The following is a 21,939-nucleotide window of genomic DNA, read 5'->3' on the forward strand; positions in this document are numbered from 1 at the left end:
CATCGCGCGCATTGTCGCGCGCCGAACAGAAAGGACACAGTGATGGCCAAGACCAAAGACAAGCCCAAGACCGCCAAGCGCACCGCCACGCCGGCCGCATCGCCCTCGGCCGCATCGATGGCCCCGGGCGTCGATATCGGGATCGCGGACAAGGATCGCAAGACGATCTCGCAGGACCTCGCGCAGTTCCTCTCCGACAGCTTCACCCTGTACCTGAAGACCCACAACTTCCACTGGAACGTGACCGGGCCGATGTTCAACTCGCTGCACGCGATGTTCATGGACCAGTACACCGAGCAGTGGAACGCGCTGGACGAGACCGCCGAGCGCATCCGCGCGCTGGGCTACAACGCGCCGGGCTCCTACGCGGAGTTCATCAAGCTCTCGACGATCACCGAAGAGCCGGGCCTGACCAAGGCGCCGGACTGGCAGGACATGGTGCGCCAGCTGGTGGAAGGCAACGAGGCCGTCTGCCGCACCGCGCGCAAGGCCCTCAGGCACGCCGACGACGCCGGCGACGACCCGACCGTCGACCTGCTGACCCAGCGCCTGCAGGTGCACGAGAAGAACGCCTGGATGCTGCGCTCGCTGTTGCAGTGATCCCTGCGCGGCCGGGGATCCCCGGCAGGTGCAAGGCGCAACGCCCGACCTCGCGTCGGGCGTTCGCGTTCCGGGGCCTGAGACGCCGGCCGGGTATCCTTGGCGCATGAGCGAGACGGCACCCGACATCCTGCGCGAGGTCTTCGGCCACGAGGCCTTCCGCGGCGAGCAGGCCGCGATCATCGAACATGTGGCCGCCGGCGGCGACGCCCTGGTGCTGATGCCCACCGGCGGCGGCAAGTCGCTGTGCTACCAGGTGCCGGCCCTGCTGCGCGAGGGCTGCGCGATCGTGATCTCGCCGCTGATCGCGCTGATGCAGGACCAGGTCGAGGCGCTGCGCCAGCTCGGCGTGCGCGCGGCCTTCCTCAACTCCACCCTGGACGGCGCCGAGGCCGCTGCGATCGAGCGCGAGCTCCGCGAGGGAACGCTGGACCTGCTTTACGTCGCACCCGAGCGCCTGCTCACGCCGCGCTTCATGTCGCTCCTCGACGCCAGCCGCATTGCCCTGTTCGCGATCGACGAGGCGCACTGCGTCTCGCAGTGGGGCCACGACTTCCGCCGCGAGTACCGCGAGCTGACCGTGCTCCACGAGCGCTGGCCGCATGTCCCGCGCATCGCGCTCACCGCCACCGCCGACCCGCCCACCCAGCGCGAGATCGCCGAGCGCCTGCAGCTGGAGGACGCCCGCCGCTTCACCAGCTCCTTCGACCGGCCGAACATCCGCTACACCGTGGTCCACAAGGAGAACGGCAACCGCCAGCTGCTGGACTTCATCGACGGCCACCGCGACGAGGCCGGCATCGTCTACTGCCTGTCGCGCAACAAGGTCGAGAAGACCGCCGCCATGCTGGTCGAAGCCGGCATCGACGCCCTGCCCTACCACGCCGGCCTGGACGCCTCGGTACGCGCCGCCAACCAGCGTCGCTTCCTGCTCGAAGACGGCGTGGTGGTGGTGGCGACGATCGCCTTCGGCATGGGCATCGACAAGCCCGACGTGCGCTTCGTCGCGCACATGGACCTGCCCAAGTCGATCGAGGGCTACTACCAGGAGACCGGTCGCGCCGGCCGGGACGGTGATCCCGCCGAGGCCTGGATGTGCCACGGCCTGGGCGACGTGGTGCTGCTGCGGCAGATGATCGACCAGTCCGAATCGGGCGAGGAGCGCAAGCGCCTGGAGCACCGCAAGCTCGACGCCCTGGTCGGCTACTGCGAATCCACCCGCTGCCGCCGCCAGGTGCTGCTGGCCTGCTTCGGCGAGAACTACGCCGGCAACGGCCCCGGTGAGCCCTGCGGGAACTGCGACAACTGCCTCTCGCCGCCGGAGACCTGGGACGCGACCGTGGCCGCGCAGAAGGCGCTGTCCTGCGTCTACCGGACCGGCCAGCGCTTCGGCGCCGCGCACCTGATCGACGTGCTGCGGGGTTCGGAGTCCGAGCGCGTGCGCCAGTTCGGCCACGACCGGCTGAGCACCTACGGGATCGGCACCGAGCTCGATGCGCGCGCCTGGCGCGGCGTGTTCCGCCAGTTGGTGGCCGCGGGCCTGCTCGAGGTCGACACCGAGGGCTACGGCGGCCTGCGCCTGACCGCGGACAGCCGCGACGTGCTGCAGGGCCGCCGCGAAGTGCTGCTGCGCAAGGAGGCGCCGCGCCCCGCACGCGGCCGCGCGCGCGACGGCGAGGCCCGCGCCGCGCGGCCCGTCGTGGAGGTGGCGCGCGCGGACCAGCCGCTGTTCGAGTCGCTGCGCGCGATGCGCACGCGCCTGGCGCGCGAACAGAGCGTGCCGCCCTACGTGATCTTCCACGACGCCACCCTGCGCGAGATCGCCCGCCTGCGCCCGCGCACGCCGGGCGATCTGGCGCTGATCGGCGGCATCGGCGCCGGCAAGATCGAGCGCTACGGCGATGAGGTGCTGGACGTGGTGGCGGAGGCCGAGGTGGCCTGAGGCCCGAACGCGGCACCTGCGGCCGGCTTCGTGGTGGGTCGTGATGGATTCGAACCATCGACCAGCGGATTAAAAGTCCGATGCTCTACCGACTGAGCTAACGACCCGGCAGGCCGGGAATTATGTCATGGCCCCGGCGGTTGCTGTGGATGACCTGGATCAGGGACCGACGCCGGCGCGATCGTCGATACTGGCCGCATGCTTCCTCCCGCCCCACCGTCACGACCAGCGGCGGCCGCCACGCACCTCCCCGACGAAGCCGGCATCACCCGCCTGGTCCACGCCTTCTACGCCCGCGCGCGCGCCGACTGGCTGCTGGGCCCGGTCTTCGAAGCCGCCGTCGAGGACTGGGACGAACACCTCGACACCCTCGTGCGCTTCTGGTGCTCGGTATTGCTGCGCGCCGGCACCTATCGTGGCAACCCCATGGCGGAGCATCGGCCGCTGGGCCTGGACGAGCAGCACTTCGCGCGCTGGCTGGCGCTCTGGGACCGCACCGCGCGCGAGGTGCTTCCGCGCGAACAGGCCCGCCACGTCTTCGAAACCGCCGAGCGCATCGGTCGCTCCCTGAGGATCGGGCTGGAGATCGACCCGCTGCGCCGGCTCCGCCGTGCCGGCGGCGAGCCGGCCTGCATCCACCGTCCCGCCGACGCCGGCCGCGCGCCTTCCGGCGAAGGACCTCAGTCGACGTAGCGGGTCGTATCCACGGCCCCGGCCGCCACGAACCCCTCGGCGCGCAGCACGCAGGCGTCGCAGTGCCCGCATGCCCGGCCCCGGTCATCGGCGCGGTAGCACGACACGGTCTGCGCGAAATCCACGCCCAGGCGCAGCCCTTCGCGCACGATGTCGCCCTTGGACAGGTGCTGCAGCGGCGCATGCACGCGGATGCCGGCGCCTTCCACGCCGGCCTGGGTGGCCAGGTTGGCGAGGCGCTGGAAGGCGTCGATGAACTCCGGGCGGCAGTCCGGATAGCCGGAGTAGTCGACCGCGTTGACGCCGCAGAAGATGTCCGCCGCGCCCAGCACTTCGGCCCAGCCGAGCGCGATCGACAGCATGATGGTGTTGCGCGCGGGCACGTAGGTCACCGGGATGCCGTCGGCGCCCGCCTCGGGCACTTCGATGTCGGCGGTCAGCGCCGAGCCGCCGATCGCGCGCAGGTCCACGCCCACGACCTTGTGCTGGACCGCGCCCTGCGCGGCTGCCAGCGCGGCGGCCGCGTCCAGTTCGGAGGTGTGGCGCTGGCCGTAGGCGACGCTCAGCGCGTGCACGGCGAAGCCCTGCTCGCGGGCCATGGCGAGGACGACGGCGGAATCCATGCCGCCGGACACGAGGACGACTGCGTTCTTCAAACCTGCTGCTCCATTGCTGTGTCGGGGACCGCCACGACCGCGGCGCCGTTCTCGAGGTGGCGCGGACTCAGCGCCCCGGCTCGTCGTTCCAGAGGATCTTGTGCAGCTGCATCTGGAAGCGCACCGGCAGCCGGTCTTCGACGATCCAGTCGGCCAGTTCGCGCGCGTCGACCTCCGACTTGCTGGGCGAGAACAGCACGTCGCAGCGCTGGTGGATGGCGTGGCGCGCCACGACCTCGCGCGCCCACTCGTAGTCGGCGCGGCTGCAGACGACGAACTTGACCTGGTCGTGCGGCGTGAGCAGCTCGAGGTTGCTCCAGAGGTTGCGCGCCTCCTCGCCCGAGCCCGGCGTCTTGATATCGAGCACGCGCGAGACCCGCGGGTCGACCCCGGCGATGTCGATCGCGCCCGAGGTCTCGAGCGACACCACGTAGCCGGCGTCGCAGAGCCGGCGGAGCAGGCCGAGGCAGCGCTTCTGCGACAGCGGCTCGCCGCCGGTCACGCAGACATGGCGCACGCCGTGCGCCGCGACTTCGGAGAAGATCGCGTCGACATCGCGCCATTCGCCGCCGTGGAAGGCGTAGGCGGTGTCGCAGTAGGTGCAGCGCAGCGGGCACCCCGTCAGGCGGACGAACACGGTCGGCCAGCCGGCGTCGCGCGCCTCGCCCTGGAGCGACAGGAAGATCTCGGTGATGCGAAGCCGGTCCGGGAGCGCGGCGGCGGCCGCGCCGGACTCGGCGGAGGGGGTATTCATGCCGGCGATTGTACCGCGGCCTCCACCTGCCCCGCGGGCCGGCGGGCGCGGCCGCGGCCCCTCAGCGCAGGCTGTTGAGCTGGATCGAACGCAGGCGGTCGTCGGCGGTGCGCGCGGCGTCGGTGCCCGGGTACTGCTCGGTCACGCGGACCAGGGTGGCCTCGGCGGCGACCAGGTCGCGCTGGCCGTACTGCGACAGGCCGACCTTGAGCAGGGCGCCGGGCGCCTTGTCGTGGGTGGGCCACCGCTCCAGCAGGCTGCGGAACTGCGCTTGTGCGCTGGCATAGTCCTGGGTGACGTAATGGCTCTCGCCCAGCCAGTAGGTGGCATTGGGCGCATAGGAGCCCGTCGGGTACAGGCGCAGGAACTCGGTGAACAGGGCCGCCGCTCCGGCGTAGTCGCCACCGCGCAGGGCGGCGAACGCGGTTTCGTAGGCGCCGCGCTCGTCGGCCGCGTTCGCCAGCAGCCCGGCGTCGCCGAACACGATCGGTGCGTCTGCGGCAGCGGCAGCGGCGGGAGCGGCAGCGGAGGGAGCGGCCGCGGCCGGCGCCGGCGAGGCGGCCGCACCCGCCTCGCCCGCCGGCGGGGCTGCCGCCCCACCCTCGAGGCGGTTCAGGCGGTCGTCGGCGTCGAGGTACTGGTTGCGGACGCTGGTCTCCAGCGCCTGGTTCTGCTGCTGCAGCTCCTCGACCTGGCCGCGAAGCGCGCGCACTTCGCTGCGCAGCGCGGTGAGCTGGTTGAGGAGGTCGATGTTGCCCTGGTTGTTCGAGGCCTGCGCTTCGAGCGCGGCCACGCGCTCGCCGAGGCTGGCGCGCTGCGCGGCGGCCGGAGGCGCCACCAGGGCGGCCGCGGCGGCGGTTGTGAAGACGAGGCTGGTCAGGAGATGGCTGCGGATCATGGCCTTGGGAACCGTTTTTCGGACTCTTGAAAGACAATCGGCAGCTGGCGGGGTTCCCGCCAGCTGCCGACGCATTGCCACCTGTGTCGCCGGTTCAGCGGGCGGTGTAGGTGATCTCGACGCGGCGGTTCTTGGCCCAGCAGTCCTCGCTCGACGCGGTGCAGGTCGGGCGCTCTTCGCCGTAGCTGGTCACGGTCTGCTGGCCGGCGGAGCCACCGTTGGCCTGGAGGGCGGACGACACCGCGTTGCCGCGGCGCTCGCCGAGGCCGAGGTTGTAGTCGCGGCTGCCGCGCTCGTCGGCGTGGCCTTCCAGGGTGATGCGGGCCGAAGGGCGGTCACGCAGGTACTTGGCATGGCAGGCCATCGCGGCCTGGAATTCCGGACGCAGCGACTCCTGGTCGAAGTCGAAGTACACCGTGCGCTGGCGCAGGCAGGCGTCGGTGTCCAGGTCCTCGGGGCCGTAGGCGCCCGGGGTGGTGGCCGGCTGGGTGGTGGTCGGGGTGGTCGGGGTGGTATCGACCGGGGCTTCTTCCTTGACCTTCTTGGAGCAGGCAACGGCGGCCGTGCAGAGCAGGGCCGTGAGCAGTACGCGGGTTGGGGTCTTCATCTCTCGTCGATCCTTCTGCAGATGGGCAGTGCTTCACATTGCTGTATCGGCCGTGTACGCCGCGTCACCGCTGGCGGTACGGCCCCCACGCCGGCTCGCGGACGTTGCCGTCTGCAAGTACCAGCCGCTGGCGCACGCGACCGTCGGCCGAGACTGCGTAAAGGACTCCCCTTGCGCCTTCCCTGCCCGCATACAGGACCATGCTGGCGTTCGGGGCGAAGCTCGGTGATTCATCGAGCGACCCCGGCGACAGCGTGGACCAGCGCGGCGTACCGAGGCTGCGGTCCAGCAGTGCGATACGGTATACGTTTCCTGAACCCTGCGCCACGGCGATCTTGCTGTCGTCGAAGGACACCGTGGGGCTGGCGTTGTAGTTGCCCTGGAAGGTCACCCGCGTGGCGCTGCCGCCGGTGGCCGGGACCTGGTAGACCTGCGGCCGCCCGCCACGGTCGGAGGTGAAGTAGATGCTGCGGCCGTCGGCGCTCCACACCGGCTCGGTGTCGATGCCCATCTGGCTGGTCAGCTGGGTCAGGGCCTTGCTGCCGAGGTCCATCACGTAGATCTCGGGGCTGCCACTGCGCGAGAGCGTCAGCGCCAGGCGGTTGCCGTCGGGCGAGAACGCCGGCGAGCTGTTGATGCCGCGGAAGCTGGCCACGCGCTCGCGCGCGCCGGTGCCCAGGTCCTGGATGTAGATCGCGGAGTTGTTGTTGTGCTCGAAGGAGACGTAGGCCAGGCGGCGCCCGTCCGGGCTCCAGCTCGGCGACATCAGCGGCTCGGTCGAACGCACCACCACCTGCGGATTGTGGCCGTCCGCATCGGCGACCATCAGCGCATAGCGGGTGGCGTCGCCGGTGCCGGTGGAGGTCACGTAGGCGATGCGGGTCCAGAACGCGCCGCGCACGCCGAGGATCTTCTCGTAGATGGCGTCGGCGATCTGGTGGCCGACGTCGCGCATGGCGTTGGCGCGGCCGGTCATCGCGATGCCGAGCAGTCGCTCCTGCTTCGCCACGTCGAACAGTTCGTATTCGACCCGGTAGGCGCCGCCGCCGGCGTCGACCACGCGACCGACGACCAGGAAGTCCTGCCGGAGCGTGCGCCAGGTGGCGTAGTTGACCTCGCCGCCCCGGGTGGGGCGCTCGATCATGTCCTGCTCGGGCAGGCCCCGGAACTGGCCCGAACGCGACAGGTCCTCGCGCACCACGCGGGCGACGTCGGTCTCGGGCGCCGCGCCGCTGCCCTGGTAGGGCATGGGCACCACCGCGATCGGCAGCGCCTGCGCGTTGCCGCCGACGATGTCGATCTCGAGGCCGCCCTGCTGCGCGCTGGCGGCGAACGGCAGGAGGAGTGCAAGACAGGCGATCAGCCACGCGCGCGTGGTGGCCAGCCGGCGTTGGATGCGGGTCATACCGGGCTCCGGGGTTGGATCAGACAAGGCTGACAGGATGGCTGTGAAGGCGCTCACAAGGATGAACGGCGTCCCCAACGACACTCCATGGCCGCGACCTCTTCCGCAACGCGACCGCGGCTTCGCATGGGGTCGGTCGGGGCCATAGCCGCTCCTGCACATGCCGGCGAAGGGGCGCTAGCGATCCTGCGCCTCGAAGTTGAGGTTGAGCTGGCGGTTGAAGACGCTCTCGAAGCCGGCATAGGGCAAGGGCTGCGCCTTGAGCACCGCCGCTTCCACCGAACGCCGGCCGAGCTCGTCGAACGGGCACGAGGGCGCGACCTCCGCCTTGACCACGGTGCCGCCGCGCACCTGGGTGATGACGATCCGGCAGCGCTGGCCCAGCGGCACGTTCTCGGGGCGGGTCCAGTTCTGCAGGATCGCCTCCTGGATCGCCGCGGCGTAGCGCGCGGACAGGCCCGGATCGACGCCCTCGTTGCCCGGCGGCGGCGTGCCGCTGGACGACGCCTGCTCGGACGCCTGCTCGGCCCGGCTCTGCGCGATCCGCTCCAGGCGTCGTTCGGCCTCGCGCTGTTCGCGCTGGGCCTGCTCGCGCTGGCGCCGGATCTCGGCGAGCTTCTGCTCGGCCAGGCGTCGCTTCTGCTCGGCCTCTTCCTGCTTGCGCTCGCGCTCGGTCAGGTCGATCTGCTCCTGGCGGCGCTTCTCCTCCTGCTCGCGCTCGGCGGTCTCGCGCGCGATCGCCTCGCGGCGCACCTCATCCTGGTCCACGGGCGACGGCTCGGGCACCTGCACCTGGGGCGCGGGCTGGGGCTCCACCGGCGCCTCCTCGGGCAGCGGCTCCGGGATCGGCTGCGGCTCGGGCGTGGCATCCTCGACCACCACCGGGTCCGGCTCGGGCACGGGCTCAGGGGTGGGCGGCGTGGGATCCGGCCTTTGCTGCAGCGTTCGCCGCATCGCCGGCGACAGGTCGCTGGCGTCGATGAGCTCGGCGCTGACCGGCGAGCCCGCGGCCGACGGCGGGTTCGCGCTGCGCGTCCACCACAGGCCGGCGAACATCAGCGCGAACAGCGCCACGTGCAGCAGCAGGGCCAGCACCACCGCGCGCGTGGTATCGGCGCGTTGCTCTCGCATCAGGGCGTGCCGTCCTGCCTGGGCTGGCTCATGAGGCCGACCTTCTCCACGCCGGCGTTCTGCAGCAGCGCCATCGCGTCCATCACGTTCTGGTAGCTGCCGGCGCCGTCGGCGGCGACGTACACGGCGAGGTCGGGATTGTTGGCGACCAGCGCGCGCACCTTCGCCTGCAGCGACGCGGTATCAACCGCTTCGTTGCTGCCGGCCTCGATGGCGAGGAAATAGTTGCCGTCACGGTCCACGCTCACCACCACCGGGTCCTTCTGCTCGGTGATCGACTTGGCGTTGGACTGCGGCAGCTGCACGTCCACGCCCAGGTTCATCAGCGGCGCGGTCACCATGAAGATGATCAGCAGCACGAGCATCACGTCGATGTAGGGCACGACGTTGATCTCGTTCTTGAGCTTGCGGCGCTTGCCGCGGCGGGCACGGACGCTCATGGATCAGGCCTCGCCGGCCGTGGACTGGCGCTCCAGGATCGAGGAGAACTCCTCGGAGAAGGCGTCGTAGCGCCCGGCCACGCGCTCGACCTTGGTGGCGAAGCGGTTGTAGGCCCACACCGCCGGGATGGCGGCAAACAGGCCCATCGCGGTCGCGATCAGCGCCTCGGAAATGCCCGGCGCCACGCTGGCGATGGTCGCTTCCTTGACGTTGGCCAGGCCGTGGAAGGCAATCATGATCCCCCACACCGTGCCCAGCAGGCCGACGTAGGGGGCGATCGAGCCGACGTTGGCGAGGAACTCGAGGTTGTGCTCGAGGCCGTCGAGCTCGCGCGAGCTGGCCACGCGCATGCCGCGCTGGGCACCCTCGAGCTGGGCGCGGCTGTCGGCGCCGCGGCGCTGGCGGCTGCGGGTGTATTCGCGGAAGCCGGCCTCGAAGATCGCCTCGAGGCCCTCGACGTCGCGGTTGCGCTCGCTGGCCGAGGCGTAGAGCTTGCCCAGGTCGGCGCCCGACCAGAAGCGCTCCTCGAAGCGGTCGGCCTCCTTCTCGGCGCGGTCGAGCATGCGCTTCTTGCGGAAGATGATCACCCACGAGGCGATCGAGGCCAGCAGCAGGAGCAGCATCACCAGCTGCACCGGGATGGAGGCGTGCAGCACCAGGTGGATCAGGTCCAGCTCGCCGCCGCCCACCGGGGCGTTCGCGGCCTGGCTGGCGGCATCGGCCGCAAGCGCGACGGTGTCCGCCGGCGCCTCCTCGGGCAGGGGTTCCACGCTGCTCGCCTGCATCAGGATGGCCGTTGCCGTTGCACTCATCGATGTTGCTCCGCGTTTGATTCCAGGGATTTGAACTGCTCGTACAGCGCGTCGGGCAGCGCACGCGGCCGGAAGGCCGCGCTGTCGATCGCCGCCACCCGCACCCGCGCCGACGCCAGCCGCTCGCCATCGCGCAGGACGTGCTGCGCGAACTCGACGCTGGCCCGGCGTACCCGCGCCAGCGCCACGGTGACCTCGAGCGCGTCGTCCAGGCGTGCAGGCCAGCGGAAGTCGAGCTGCATGTCACGCACCGCGAACACGAGGCCAAGCCCGTCGATCATGGCCTGCTGGCCATGGCCGAGGCTGCGCATCCATTCGCTGCGCGCGCGCTCGAAGAAGGCCACGTAGCGCGCGTGGTAGACCACGCCACCCGCGTCGGTATCTTCCCAGTAAACCCGGGTCGGCAGACTGAACAGAGTCGATACGGCGTCGTTCAAAACAGCGTCTCCGCGGCCGGGCCCCGGGGCTGCAGTCCCAGGTGGCGCCAGGCCTTGTGGGTGGCCATGCGGCCGCGCGCGGTGCGCACCAGGAAGCCCTGCTGGATGAGGTAGGGCTCGATCACGTCCTCGAGCGTGCCGCGCTCCTCGCTGAGCGCCGCGGCCAGCGACTCCACGCCCACCGGGCCGCCATCGAAGTTCTCGATGATCAGGTTCAGCAGGCGGCGGTCGAGGTCGTCGAAGCCCTCCGGGTCGACCTTGAGCATCTGCATCGCCGCGCCGGCGACCTCGTGGTCGATGCGGCCGGCGGCGCGCACCTGGGCATAGTCGCGCACCCGGCGCAGCAGGCGGTTGGCGATGCGCGGGGTGCCGCGCGACCGGCGCGCGATCTCGTCGGCGCCCTCGGGCACGCAGTCGATGCCGAGGATCTGCGCCGAGCGGCGAACGATCCTGGCCAGCTCGGCGGCGCTGTAGAACTCCAGCCGCTGCACGATGCCGAAGCGGTCGCGCAGGGGCGCGGTCAGCAGGCCGGCGCGCGTGGTGGCGCCGACCAGGGTGAAGGGCGGCAGGTCGAGCTTGATCGAGCGGGCGGCCGGGCCCTCGCCGATCATGATGTCGATCTGGAAGTCCTCCATCGCCGGATACAGCACTTCCTCGACCACGGGCGAGAGGCGGTGGATCTCGTCGATGAACAGCACGTCGTGCGGCTGCAGGTTGGTCAGCAGCGCGGCCAGGTCGCCGGCCTTCTCGATCACCGGGCCGGAGGTGGTGCGCAGGCTCACGCCGAGCTCGTTGGCGATGACGTGGCTGAGCGTGGTCTTGCCCAGGCCGGGGGGCCCGAAGATCAGGACGTGGTCGAGGGCCTCGCCGCGCTGCTTCGCGGCCTGGATGTAGATGTCCAGCTGCTCGCGCACCGGCTGCTGGCCGAGGTAGTCGGCCAGCCGCTGCGGCCGGATCGAGGCTTCGACGGCGTCGTCCTCGCGGGTGGCGCCGGCGCCGATGATTCGCTGTTCTTCCATCCGGCTATGGTCGCATGCCGCCCCAAGGCGTGGGACCACGCCGCCCATGCTCCTGGAAGGGGCGGCCTCAGTGCGGGGACGGCGCGGTGCTGGAGGCCTGGACGCCCTGCGGCACCCCGGTCATGTCCGGCAGCCGGTGCGCGATGCCCTTGTGGCAGTCGATGCAGGTCGCCTGCCCGGTGGCCAGGTAGCTGCGGTGGATGAAGGCCGCGCGGCTGGCCTGGCGGGTCAGGTCCATCGAATCGTAGTCGTGGCAGTTGCGGCATTCGAGCGAGTCGTTGGCCTTCAGCCGCTCCCACTCGTGCTGGGCCAGCTTCAGCCGGTTGTCCAGGAACTTCTCGCGGGTGTTGATGGTGCCGAAGATCTTGCCCCAGACCTCCTTCGAGGCCTGCATCTTGCGCGCCATCTTGTCGGTCCAGTCGTGCGGCACGTGGCAGTCGGGGCAGGTGGCGCGCACGCCGGAGCGGTTGGCGTAGTGGATGGTGCTCTTGAGCTCCTCGAAGACGTTGTCGTCCATCTCGTGGCAGCTCGTGCAGAACACCTCGGTGTTGGTCGCCTCCAGCGCGGTGTTGAAGCCGCCCCAGAACACGATGCCGGCGATGAAGCCGCCCAGCGTCAGGAAGCCGAGGCTCAGGTAGCGGGCCGGGCGGTTGAAGGCGCGCCAGAAGCCGACCACCGTGTCGCGGGCGCGTCGCACGAGGCTCATTGCGCGCGCTCCGCCCGCAGCACCTCGTCGATGTCGCGGAAGCCATTCGCGACCAGCGGCTTCGCATCCGTCTGGGTGACGTGGCACTGCACGCAGAAGTAGCGCCGCGGCGAGACCTCGGCCAGGAACTGGTCGTCACGGTCCATGTAGTGGGTGACGCTCACCGGCGGCGCCTGGAACTGGGCCGCGGTGCTGCGTGCGTGGCAGAGCATGCAGCGGTTCGAGTTCAGGTCGACCTGGTAGCCGTCGATGCTGTGCGGGATGGTGGGCGGCTGCATCGGATAGGCGCGTGCGCGGGTCATGTCGAAGTTCTCGACGGTCGCCATCGGCAGCGGGGTGATCTCGCTGGTGATCGGCACGTGGCGGCGCATCGCGTCGATGTCCTGCGCGGGGTTGCCGCGCGCGCTGATCGGCGCGGCCGGGGCGACGATCACCGGTTCCGGCTCGCGGTCGCCGCAGGCGGTGAGCAGCGGTGCCAGCACCAGCGAGGCCAGGAGCAGCACGAGGGGCTTCAGGGTCCAGCGCATGTCAGGCTCCCACCGCGACGACCTTCGCCGCGCATTTCTTGAAGTCGGTCTGCTTGGAGATCGGGCAGGTCGCGTCCAGCGTGACCTTGTTGATCAGCTGCGCCGCGTCGTACCAGGGCACGAAGATCACGCCGCGTGGCATCCGGTTGCGGCCGCGGGTCTCGACGCGCGTGCGCATGCCGCCGCGGATCGAGGAGACCTCGACTTCGTCGCCGCGCTTGAGCCCGCGCGCACGCGCATCGTCCGGATGCATGTAGACCACCGCCGAGGGCACGGCCTTGTACAGCTCGGGGATGCGCATGGTCATCGAGCCCGAGTGCCAGTGCTCCAGCACGCGGCCTGTGACCAGCCACAGGTCGTATTCCTCGTTGGGCGACTCCGCCGGAGGCTCGTAGGGCAGCGCCCAGATCACCGCGCGTCCGTCGGGGTTGCCGTAGAACTCGAAGCCCGTGCCCGCCTTGACGTAGGGGTCCGCGCCCTCGCGGTAGCGCCAACGGGTCTCCTTGCCGTCGACCACCGGCCAGCGCAGGCCGCGCTCCTGGTGGTAGCGGTCGAAGGGCGCGAGGTCGTGCGCATGGCCGCGCCCGAACTCGGCGTACTCCTCGAACAGGCCCTTCTGCGGGTAGAAGCCGAAGGCCTCGGCCTCGTGGTTGGCGTAGCCGGCCTCGATTTCGTCCACGCCGAAGGCGTCGACCTTGCCGTTGCGGTACAGCACGTCGAAGAGCGTCTTGCCGCGGAACTGCGGATTGGCGGCCAGGATCTCCTCGGGCCAGCACTCGTCGGTGGTGAAGCGCTTGGAGAACTCCATCAGCTGCCAGAGGTCCGACTTCGCCTCTCCGGGCGCATCCACCAGCTGGTGCCAGAAGTGCGTGCGGCGCTCGGCGTTGCCGTAGGCGCCTTCCTTCTCCACCCACATGGCCGTGGGCAGGACCAGGTCGGCGGCCTGGCAGGTGACGGTGGGATAGGCATCGGACACCACGATGAAGTTGTCCGGGTTGCGATAGCCCGGATAGCCCTCCTCGAGGATGTTCGCGCCGGCCTGCATGTTGTTGTTGACCTGCACCCAGTAGGCGTTGAGCAGGCCGTCCTTGAGCGCGCGGTTCTGCTCGGTGGCGGCGTAGCCGATCTTGTCCTTGATGATCCCGCGCGGGATCTTCCAGATGTCCTCGGCCGCGGCCCGGTGCTCGGGATTGGTCACCACCATGTCCGCCGGCAGGCGGTGGGCGAAGGTGCCGACCTCGCGCGCGGTGCCGCAGGCCGAAGGCTGGCCGGTCAGCGAGAACGGGCTGTTGCCCGGCGTCGCGATCTTCCCGGTCAGCAGGTGGATGTTGTAGACCATGTTGTTGGCCCAGGTGCCGCGCGTGTGCTGGTTGAAGCCCATGGTCCAGAACGACATCACCTTGATGTCGGGGTTGGCGTACAGCTCGGCCAGCTGCTCCAGCCAGCCGCGCTCGACGCCGGTCATCTCCACGGCCTTGTCCAGCGTGTAGGGCGCGACGAAGCGCGCGAACTCGTCGAAATCGATCGCCGTGCCGCCGTTGGGATCGTTCGCGTTCTTCGCCGCCACCTGCAGCGGATGCTCGGGGCGCAGGCCGTAGCCGATGTCGTCGTTGCCGCGCTTGAAGGTGGTGTGCCTGTCGACGAAGTCCCTGTTGACCTTGCCCGACTGGATGATGTGGTTGGCGATGTAGTTCAGGATCACCAGGTCCGTCTGCGGCTTGAACACCATCGGGATGTCGGCCAGGTCGAAGCTGCGGTGCTCGTAGGTCGACAGCACCGCGACCTTGACGTGCGGGTTCGACAGCCGGCGGTCGGTGACCCGGGTCCACAGGATCGGGTGCATCTCGGCCATGTTCGAGCCCCAGAGCACGAAGGCGTCGGCGGCCTCGATGTCGTCGTAGCAGCCCATCGGCTCGTCCATGCCGAAGGTGCGCATGAAGCCGGTGACCGCGGACGCCATGCAGTGGCGCGCGTTGGGATCGATGTGGTTGCTGCGGAAGCCGGCCTTCATCAGCTTGTTGGCGGCATAGCCCTCCCACACCGTCCACTGGCCGGAACCGAACATGCCGATGCCGTCGCCGCCCTTGGCCTTGAGCACCGCGCGGAACTTCTCCTCCATCACGTCGAAGGCCTCGTCCCAGGTCACCGGCGTGAAGTCGCCTTCCTTGTCGTAGGCGCCGTTCTTCTTGCGCAGCAGCGGCGTGGTCAGGCGGTCGGCGCCGTACATCACCTTCGACAGGAAATAGCCCTTGACGCAGTTGAGCCCGCGGTTGACCTCGGCCTTGACGTCGCCGTGGGTAGCGACCACGCGGCCGTCGCGCACGGCGACGTTGATGCCGCAGCCGGTGCCGCAGTAGCGGCAGGGCGCCTTGCTCCACTTCAGGCCCTTGTCGCCCTCGACCACGGCCTCCTGGACGTGGCCCGGGACCGGGATGCCGGCGGCGACGGCGGCGCTGGCGATGGCGCTGTTTCGGATGAATTCGCGGCGGCTGGTGCTCATCCGTGGGACTCCTGTGGATCGGATGCGGAAACGTCGCCGGGCGGCGCCTGCCGCTCGACGTGGTGGTAGACGAGGTTGACGGTGATCACGCCGGGCAGCGCCTGCAGCAGGTCGATGCTGGCCATCAGGCTGCGGGTGCCGTCGCTTTCCTGCACCAGCACGCTGCAGGTGTCTTCCTGCAGGGCCAGGTCGAGGCCGGCGGCGCCGGCGACGGCGTCGGCAAGCGCGGGGATTGCCGCGGGATGATGGCGCACCACCAGGCTGGCGACGTGCCACTCGTTCGAAGGTTCAGGCTTCAAGCAGCACCTCGGCGGTCAGCGCGGCCAGCGAGATCGCCGTGGTCGGACAGGCCGGCACGCAGGCACCGCAGCCGGTGCAGCGGTCGCTCTCGATCCGCGGCATCGGCACCGCGCGCGTGGGCGGGAAGGCGATCGCGGACTCGCCGCATGCGTCGCGGCAGCTGGAGCAGACGATGCCGCGACCGGCCAGGCAGGCCTCGCCGACCTGCGCGCGCAGCGACCAGGGCGCCTCATCGAGCGCTGCGAAGGCGTTCGCGTCGCAGGCCCGCGCGCAGTCGCCGCAGAAGGTGCATTCGCCGCGTCCCGGATCGAATTCCGGCAGCCCGCCCTCGCCCGCCACCAGCACGCGCTGCGGGCAGGCTTCGACGCAGGCGTTGCACGCGGTGCACGCGGAGGCGAAGCGGGATTCCTCGAGCGCCCACGGCGGACGCAGCAAAGGGGTCCGGCGCAGCCGTCCACGCAGCAGTGCCCTGCGGTCGCGGTCCGGTGCCTGGTTCCGGGAGGCGGCCATCACGTTCCTGCGTCCCTCAGGCGGTCGGCGGGCCGGCGACGAACATCTGCCAGAACCACACCGCGAAGCCGTAGCCGCCGACGATCATCACCGACAGGATGGGAAACAGCACCACCGTGATGAACAGGAAAAGCGTGAGTTCGTTGCGCTTGCTGGGCTGGCCGGTATCCGCGTCCAAGGCGCGCTCCGCTGGCTGCTGCTGGATGAATACAGCCTAGCGCCAAACGTGCGAAGAGGCCAGAAAATCACGCTGTATTCAAGTAGATACAACGCATCCGCGCGCGGCCTCGGCGCGGCGGAAACCGGATGCCGCGCTTACGACAGCGGGGCGCAGGCCCGGGCCGCCATGGCGAACGAGGCCAAGCGTGCGTCGTGGTCGAAGATGTTGGCGGTCAGCATCAGCTCGTCCGGGCGATGGCGTTCGACGAAGGCCGCGATGCCGTCGCGCAGCGTCGCCTCGTCGCCGACCACCGAGCAGGCCAGGGCCTGGTCCACGCCCGCCTTTTCCTGCGGCGTGCAGTACGCATCGATGTCGTCCACCGGCGGCGGTACCAGGCCGATCTCGCCGCGGCGCAGTCGCACGAAGGTCTGCTGCATGGTGGTGAACAGACGCCGCGCCTCCGCATCGGTGCCGGCGCCGACCACGTTCAGCGCGAGCATCGCGTACGGCGCCGACAGCCGTCCGGACGGTCGGAACTCGTGGCGATACAGCGCCAGCGCCTGCTCCATCATCGCCGGCGCGAAGTGCGAGGCGAAGGCGAAAGGCAGGCCCATGGCCGCGGCCAGGCGCGCGCTGAAGAGGCTCGAACCGAGCAGCCACACCGGCACCTCCATGCCCGCGCCGGGCACCGCCTGCACCTTCTGTCCCGGCCGCACCGGCCCGAAATAGGCCAGCAGTTCGCCGACGTCGTGCGGGAAGGCGTCGGCGGCGTCGTAGTAGCGGCGCAGCGCGCGCGTGGTCGCCTGGTCGGTGCCGGGCGCACGGCCCAGTCCGAGGTCGATGCGGTCGGGATACAGCGAGGCCAGGGTGCCGAACTGCTCGGCCACCTGCAGCGGCGAGTGGTTGGGCAGCATCACCCCGCCGGCGCCGACGCGGATGGTCGAGGTGCCGCCGGCGATGTGGCCGATCAGCACCGAGGTCGCGGCGCTGGCGATGCCGGGCATGTTGTGGTGCTCGGCCAGCCAGAAGCGGCGGTAGCCCTGGGCCTCGGCGTGGCGCGCAAGGTCGAGGCTGTTGGCGAAGGCCTGCGCCGGCGTGTCGCCTTCGCGGACGGGGGCCAGGTCGAGCAGGGAGTACGGGATCATGGCGGGCTCGGGCGACGGGTCTCACCCGGACATGGGGCCGCTCGCCGCGGTTGCCAGCCCCGGGACTCAGATTTCCACCTGCGCTCCCAGCTCGATCAACCGGTTCCCGGGAATGCGGAAATAGGCGTTGGCCGGCGCCGCGTTGCGGTGCATGAGTGCGAACAGCTTGTCGCGCCACACCGGCATGCCGACGCGTCGACGCGACACCACCGTCTCACGGCCGACGAAATAGGTGGTGTCCATGGGGTCGAGGTCCAGGCCCTCGAGGTCGCAGGCACGCATCAGCGCCAGCGGCACGTCGGGCGTCTCCATGAAGCCGAAGCGCACCGTGACCTTGTAGAAGTCGTCGCCGATTCCGCGCAGCTCGAGCCGACGCTCGCGCGGCGCGTAGGGCACGGCCAGGGTCTCGGCGGTCAGGAACAGGTTGCGCTCGTGCAGCACCTTGTTGTGCTTGAGGTTGTGCATGAACGCATGCGGCACCACGCCCGGGTCGCTGGTCATGAAGATCGCCGTGCCGGGCACGCGTACCGGTGGCGCCAGCATCAGCCCGGAGATGAAGGTGTCCAGGCGCAGGCCGTCGGCCTGGACCGCATCACGCAGCAGCTGGCGGCCGCGGCGCCAGGTGCGCAGCATGGTGAACAGCACGATGCCCAGCACCAGCGGGAACCACGCGCCCTGCAGCACCTTGGCACCGTTGGCCACCACGAAGGCGATGTCGATCACGAAGAAGCCGACGCAGCAGGGCAGCACCCAGCGCCGCGCCTTGGGCCACAGCGCGCGCGCGACGATCGCCAGCAGCAGCGTGTCGATCAGCATCGTCATCGACACCGAGATGCCGTAGGCGGCGGCCAGCGACGACGACGAGCGGAAGCTCAGCACCAGCAGGATCACGATCACCGCCATCGACCAGTTGATCGCCGGGATGTAGATCTGGCCGATGGTCTCGCTGGAGGTGTGCTTGATGCGCATGCGCGGGATGTAGCCCAGCTGCATCGCCTGGCGCGCGACCGAGAAGCCGCCGGTGATCACCGCCTGCGAGGCGATCACCGTGGCCGCCGTGGCCAGCAGGATCATCGGCCAGCGTCCCCATTCGGGCACGCCGATGAAGAACGGGTTGCGGATCGCCGCCGGGTCCTCGAGCACCAGCGCGCCCTGTCCCAGGTAGTTCAGCATCAGCGAGGGCAGCACGAACCAGTACCAGCCCAGCCGGATCGGGCGCGCGCCGAAGTGGCCCATGTCGGTGTAGATCGCCTCGCCGCCGGTGACCGCCAGCACCACCGCGCCGAGGATGAAGACGCCGCCCCAGCTGTGCTCCACGAAGAAGCGCGCCGCCCACCACGGATTGATGGCCTTCAGCACCTCGGGCTCGTGGGTGATGTTGAGCACGCCCAGCGCGGCCAGCGACAGGAACCAGATGATGGTGATGGGCCCGAACACGCGACCGACCTTCTCGGTGCCGTAGCGCTGGGTGGCGAACAGCCCGGCCAGCACGCCCACCGTGATCGGCACGATCCAGTCGTGCAGCTGCGGCGCCACCACCTCCAGGCCTTCGACCGCCGACAGCACCGAGATCGCCGGCGTGATCACGCCGTCGCCGAAGAACAGCGAGGCACCGAACACGCCCAGCAGCCCCACCAGGTAGACCGACTTCGACCCGGGCTTCAGGCTGCGCTGGGCCAGCGCCATGAGCGCCATGATGCCGCCCTCGCCCTCGTTGTCGGCGCGCATGATGATGGTGACGTACTTGAACGTCACCACCACCGTCAGCGCCCAGAAGACCAGCGACAGGATGCCGAGCACCGTGTCGTGGTTGGCGGTCAGCCCGTAGTGCGGGTTGAAGGCCTCGCGCAGCGTATACAGCGGGCTGGTGCCGATGTCGCCGAAGACCACGCCGACCGCGCCGACCACCAGGCCGAACAGCCCGATCCTGCCGTGGCCGTGGCCCTGGTCATGACGGTCGCCGCGCGCGGCCTGCGGCGCGGCGGAAGGCGTGGGTGCAGCTGCGGACATGGAGGCTTCGACCCGGCGCGGCTCAGCGAAGCGCGGACTGTAGCGCCTTCCGGATGATGGTTTCCGCAGCGTCGCCGTCGACATGCGCCTGGCGCGCCATGCGCTGGGCCTCGGCGGGCTTGTAGCCCAGCTGCTGCAGCGCCACCGTCGCCTCCGACAGCGGATCGGCCGGAACGCCGGCGGCGGGCACGGCGAGCGCCCCGCCCATGATCGCCTCGGCGCGGTCGCGCAGCTCGACCACGATGCGCTCGGCGGTCTTCTTGCCGATGCCCGGGATCCTCGTGAGCGCGGTGACGTCGCCGGCCTGCACCAGGCGCGCGAACTCCTCGACGCTGGCGCCGGACAGGATCGCCAGCGCGATCTTCGCGCCGATGCCGGTGACCCGCTGCACGTCGCGGAACAGGCGCCGCTCGGCCTCGCTCGCGAAGCCGTACAGCGATACCGAATCCTCCTTCTGCGCGTAGTGGGTGAAGAGCGTGACCTCCTTCCCCAGCACCGGCAGTTCGTAGAAGGTGCTCATCGGCGCCTCCAGCTCATAGCCGACGCCGTTGACGTCCAGCACCAGCCACGGGGGCGACTTGTGCGCGAGCAGGCCGCGCAGGCGTCCGATCATCTCCGGCTCCAGGCCATGCGGGCATCGATGCCCATGCGCTGCGCGCTGGCGCGGGTGTGGGCGTGGGTGATGGCGATCGCCAGCGCGTCGGCGGCGTCGGCCTGCAGGCGGCCCTTGAGGCCGAGGATCGCGCCGACCATGTGCTGCACCTGGACCTTGTCGGCCGCGCCCTTGCCCACCAGGGCAAGCTTCACCTGGCGCGCGCCGTACTCGCTGACCGGCAGCCCGTGCATCACCACGGCGCAGATCGCCGCGCCGCGGGCCTGGCCGAGCTTGAGCGCGGAGTCGGCGTTCTTCGACACGAACACCTGCTCGATCGCGACCTCGTCCGGGCGGTGCTCGTCGATCACCGCACGCAGGCCGTCGAGCAGCCGGCGCAGGCGCTGCGGCAGGTCGCCGGGAACGGCCGTGGCACCGGCCAGCAGGTCCAGCGGCGCGTGGTACACGTGCGTGGCGCGGCCGGCGGCATCGACGTCGATGATGCCGACGCCGGTGCGCTGCGAGCCGGGGTCGATGCCGAGGATCCTGGTCACGCCGCCAGTCTACGCGTACGCGTCGTCGCCGAGGTCGGCGTTCGAATACACGTCCTGCACGTCGTCGAGGTCTTCCAGCCAGCGCAGCAGCTTGACCACCTGCTGCGCGGTCTCGCCTTCGACGGCGATGTCGTTGTCGGCGCGCAGGGTGACCTCCGCATGTGCGGCCGGCAGGCCGGCGGCGGCCATGGCGTCGCGCACGGCGGCGAAGTCCTCGGGCGCGGTCAGCACGTCGATGGCGCCATCTTCGGGATAGACCACCACGTCCTCGGCGCCGGCCTCGATGGCGGCGTTGGTCACCGCGTCCTCGTCGGCGCCGGCGTCGTAGCGCAGGATGCCCTGCTTGTTGAACATGAAGGCCACCGAGCCGTCGGTGCCGAGGTTGCCGCCGAACTTGCCGAAGGCATGGCGCACGTCGGCCACCGTGCGGACCTTGTTGTCGGTCAGGCAGTCGACGATCACGGCGACGCCGCCCGGGGCATAGCCCTCGTAGCGGATCTCTTCGTAGTCGACGCCTTCCAGCTCGCCGGTGGCCTTCTTGACCGCACGCTCGATCACGTCCTTGGTCATGTTGGCCGACAGAGCCTTGTCGATGGCGCTGCGCAGCCGCGGGTTGCCCCCGGGGTCACCTCCACCAGCGCGCGCGGAGACCGAGATCTCGCGGATCAGCTTGGTGAAGATCTTCCCGCGACGCGCGTCTTCCGCGTTCTTGCGGGCCTCGATCGAGGGACCCCTGCCCATGCGTAGCACCCTTTCTTCAATGCTGGAACGAGCCCGGATTCTACTCCTTCCGGGCACGCGGGCCGCCGCGGCGTCAGCGCGGGAAGCGCCCCTCGCGCAGGAAGCCGAGCGCCTGCCGCGCGGCCTCGGCGCCGAGGACCAGGCCGGTGTGCGAGGCGTCGATGACGACATGGTCGGCCAGCCCCGGGACCCGGGTCTCCCCGAGCGCCACCGTGCCGTCGTGCACGCCCTCGAAGCGCGCCACCAGCGCGCCCAGGCCGCGCGGGCGGCGGCCGGCGACCATGCCGACCTCGACGCCGGCCGGAAGCACCGCGCATCCACTCCGCAGCAGGGCCGCGCTGCGCCCGAGGTAGAGCGTGGTCAGGGCGTGCCGCGACATCGTCTGCGCCACCCTGCTGCCGCACAGCGGCGTGCCCAGGCAGACGAGGCGCGCGACCGGAAGCGTCGGCTCGACGCGCAGGGCCTCCAGGGCCATCAGGCCGCCGAGGCTGTGTCCGACGACATGGGTCGGCGGGCCGCCGCGCAGGCGCTCGCGGACGGCATCCACGGCCGCGGCGGTACTGCCGACGATGCTGCGGTAGCCGAGCACGCCGGTATCGAAGCCGTGCGCGCGCAGGCGCGCCGCGAAGCGCCACATGGACAGCGGCGGCATCCACAGGCCGTGGACGAGGAGGACGCGGGACGCCTGCGGGCCGGAGCCGCGGCCGGGACCGGGACCGGGGCCGGGACCGGGACCGGGGCCGGGGCCGGGGCCGGAATCGCCGGCAGGCGGCGGAACGGGAGGATCTCCTGCGCGCAT

The 21,939-nt window shown here is 70.5% G+C and carries 25 protein-coding genes and 1 tRNA gene; 3 read left to right on the plus strand and 23 right to left on the minus strand.

The features are described from left to right. Nucleotides 1-42: 42 nt before the first annotated feature. Complete coding sequence (locus H9645_RS07625) at nt 43-600, plus strand: Dps family protein (RefSeq protein WP_191729104.1); 558 nt, start codon at nt 43-45, stop codon at nt 598-600. A gap of 106 nt (nt 601-706) precedes the next feature. Continuing rightward, a complete protein-coding gene (gene recQ / locus H9645_RS07630; RefSeq protein WP_191729105.1) occupies nt 707-2,542 on the plus strand; it encodes a DNA helicase RecQ in 1,836 nt (611 codons plus the stop codon). A gap of 31 nt (nt 2,543-2,573) precedes the next feature. On the opposite strand, the gene H9645_RS07635 is transcribed toward recQ, so the two are convergent. After that, a tRNA-Lys gene (locus H9645_RS07635) sits at nt 2,574-2,649 on the minus strand. A 91-nt stretch (nt 2,650-2,740) separates the two neighbouring features. Here H9645_RS07635 and H9645_RS07640 point away from each other — a divergent pair. After that, nucleotides 2,741-3,235 (plus strand): group III truncated hemoglobin, encoded by a 495-nt coding sequence (locus tag H9645_RS07640; RefSeq protein WP_191729106.1) that lies wholly within the window; start codon nt 2,741-2,743, stop codon nt 3,233-3,235. On the opposite strand, the gene queC is transcribed toward H9645_RS07640, so the two are convergent. The 22 genes from queC to H9645_RS07750 all read right to left on the minus strand — a co-directional run bounded on the left by queC (nt 3,223) and on the right by H9645_RS07750 (nt 21,939). Beyond that, nucleotides 3,223-3,891: a 7-cyano-7-deazaguanine synthase QueC gene (queC, locus tag H9645_RS07645; RefSeq protein ID WP_191729107.1), complete on the minus strand. Its 669-nt coding sequence runs from the start codon at nt 3,889-3,891 to the stop codon at nt 3,223-3,225. The two genes, H9645_RS07640 and queC, sit on opposite strands and share 13 nt — an antisense overlap. 67 nt (nt 3,892-3,958) lie before the next feature. After that, the gene (queE, locus tag H9645_RS07650) at nt 3,959-4,645 is read right to left on the minus strand and encodes a 7-carboxy-7-deazaguanine synthase QueE (protein WP_191729108.1); all 687 of its coding nucleotides are present in this window, start codon (nt 4,643-4,645) and stop codon (nt 3,959-3,961) included. 61 nt (nt 4,646-4,706) lie between these two features. Next, complete coding sequence (gene ybgF, locus H9645_RS07655; protein WP_191729109.1) at nt 4,707-5,543, minus strand: tol-pal system protein YbgF; 837 nt, start codon at nt 5,541-5,543, stop codon at nt 4,707-4,709. A gap of 94 nt (nt 5,544-5,637) precedes the next feature. After that, the gene (pal, locus tag H9645_RS07660; protein ID WP_189499206.1) at nt 5,638-6,150 is read right to left on the minus strand and encodes a peptidoglycan-associated lipoprotein Pal; all 513 of its coding nucleotides are present in this window, start codon (nt 6,148-6,150) and stop codon (nt 5,638-5,640) included. A 64-nt stretch (nt 6,151-6,214) separates the two neighbouring features. Continuing rightward, nucleotides 6,215-7,555 (minus strand): Tol-Pal system beta propeller repeat protein TolB, encoded by a 1,341-nt coding sequence (gene tolB / locus H9645_RS07665; protein ID WP_191729110.1) that lies wholly within the window; start codon nt 7,553-7,555, stop codon nt 6,215-6,217. A gap of 177 nt (nt 7,556-7,732) precedes the next feature. Continuing rightward, on the minus strand, nt 7,733-8,686 hold the full coding sequence (locus tag H9645_RS07670; protein ID WP_191729111.1) for a TonB C-terminal domain-containing protein: 954 nt from the start codon (nt 8,684-8,686) through the stop codon (nt 7,733-7,735). Then, nucleotides 8,686-9,126, minus strand: a complete 441-nt coding sequence (tolR, locus tag H9645_RS07675; RefSeq protein ID WP_191729112.1) for a protein TolR — start codon at nt 9,124-9,126, stop codon at nt 8,686-8,688. Before tolR ends, H9645_RS07670 begins: the two co-directional genes overlap by 1 nt. Nucleotides 9,127-9,129: 3 nt before the next feature. Continuing rightward, nucleotides 9,130-9,939 carry a protein TolQ gene (gene tolQ, locus H9645_RS07680; RefSeq protein WP_191729113.1) on the minus strand — a complete coding sequence of 270 codons (810 nt, stop codon included), beginning with the start codon at nt 9,937-9,939 and terminating at the stop codon, nt 9,130-9,132. Continuing rightward, nucleotides 9,936-10,376 (minus strand): tol-pal system-associated acyl-CoA thioesterase, encoded by a 441-nt coding sequence (gene ybgC, locus H9645_RS07685; protein WP_191729114.1) that lies wholly within the window; start codon nt 10,374-10,376, stop codon nt 9,936-9,938. Before ybgC ends, tolQ begins: the two co-directional genes overlap by 4 nt. Then, nucleotides 10,373-11,395: a Holliday junction branch migration DNA helicase RuvB gene (gene ruvB / locus H9645_RS07690; RefSeq protein WP_191729115.1), complete on the minus strand. Its 1,023-nt coding sequence runs from the start codon at nt 11,393-11,395 to the stop codon at nt 10,373-10,375. Before ruvB ends, ybgC begins: the two co-directional genes overlap by 4 nt. 67 nt (nt 11,396-11,462) lie before the next feature. Next, nucleotides 11,463-12,101 (minus strand): cytochrome c3 family protein, encoded by a 639-nt coding sequence (locus H9645_RS07695; protein WP_191729116.1) that lies wholly within the window; start codon nt 12,099-12,101, stop codon nt 11,463-11,465. Further along, nucleotides 12,098-12,628: a nitrate reductase cytochrome c-type subunit gene (locus H9645_RS07700; protein ID WP_191729117.1), complete on the minus strand. Its 531-nt coding sequence runs from the start codon at nt 12,626-12,628 to the stop codon at nt 12,098-12,100. Before H9645_RS07700 ends, H9645_RS07695 begins: the two co-directional genes overlap by 4 nt. Before the next feature lies 1 nt (nt 12,629). After that, nucleotides 12,630-15,128 carry a periplasmic nitrate reductase subunit alpha gene (gene napA / locus H9645_RS07705; RefSeq protein ID WP_191729118.1) on the minus strand — a complete coding sequence of 833 codons (2,499 nt, stop codon included), beginning with the start codon at nt 15,126-15,128 and terminating at the stop codon, nt 12,630-12,632. After that, on the minus strand, nt 15,125-15,427 hold the full coding sequence (locus tag H9645_RS07710) for a chaperone NapD (RefSeq protein WP_225218096.1): 303 nt from the start codon (nt 15,425-15,427) through the stop codon (nt 15,125-15,127). Before H9645_RS07710 ends, napA begins: the two co-directional genes overlap by 4 nt. Further along, nucleotides 15,417-15,938, minus strand: coding sequence for a ferredoxin-type protein NapF (gene napF, locus H9645_RS07715; RefSeq protein WP_191729119.1), 522 nt, complete (start codon nt 15,936-15,938; stop codon nt 15,417-15,419). Before napF ends, H9645_RS07710 begins: the two co-directional genes overlap by 11 nt. A 16-nt stretch (nt 15,939-15,954) precedes the next feature. Next, a complete protein-coding gene (locus H9645_RS07720) occupies nt 15,955-16,116 on the minus strand; it encodes a periplasmic nitrate reductase, NapE protein (protein WP_189499230.1) in 162 nt (53 codons plus the stop codon). A 137-nt stretch (nt 16,117-16,253) separates the two neighbouring features. Further along, on the minus strand, nt 16,254-17,243 hold the full coding sequence (locus tag H9645_RS07725; RefSeq protein ID WP_191729120.1) for an LLM class flavin-dependent oxidoreductase: 990 nt from the start codon (nt 17,241-17,243) through the stop codon (nt 16,254-16,256). Nucleotides 17,244-17,309: 66 nt separating this feature from the next. Then, the gene (locus H9645_RS07730; RefSeq protein WP_191729121.1) at nt 17,310-19,253 is read right to left on the minus strand and encodes a potassium transporter Kup; all 1,944 of its coding nucleotides are present in this window, start codon (nt 19,251-19,253) and stop codon (nt 17,310-17,312) included. Between the two features lie 22 nt (nt 19,254-19,275). Next, on the minus strand, nt 19,276-19,866 hold the full coding sequence (gene ruvA / locus H9645_RS07735) for a Holliday junction branch migration protein RuvA (RefSeq protein ID WP_191729122.1): 591 nt from the start codon (nt 19,864-19,866) through the stop codon (nt 19,276-19,278). Further along, nucleotides 19,863-20,399, minus strand: coding sequence for a crossover junction endodeoxyribonuclease RuvC (gene ruvC / locus H9645_RS07740; protein WP_191729123.1), 537 nt, complete (start codon nt 20,397-20,399; stop codon nt 19,863-19,865). Before ruvC ends, ruvA begins: the two co-directional genes overlap by 4 nt. Nucleotides 20,400-20,408: 9 nt before the next feature. Continuing rightward, the gene (locus H9645_RS07745; protein ID WP_191729124.1) at nt 20,409-21,140 is read right to left on the minus strand and encodes a YebC/PmpR family DNA-binding transcriptional regulator; all 732 of its coding nucleotides are present in this window, start codon (nt 21,138-21,140) and stop codon (nt 20,409-20,411) included. Nucleotides 21,141-21,213: 73 nt separating this feature from the next. After that, a complete protein-coding gene (locus H9645_RS07750) occupies nt 21,214-21,939 on the minus strand; it encodes an esterase/lipase family protein (protein ID WP_191729125.1) in 726 nt (241 codons plus the stop codon).

It is taken from the genome of Luteimonas colneyensis (assembly GCF_014836665.1).
GTDB lineage: Bacteria > Pseudomonadota > Gammaproteobacteria > Xanthomonadales > Xanthomonadaceae > Luteimonas > Luteimonas colneyensis.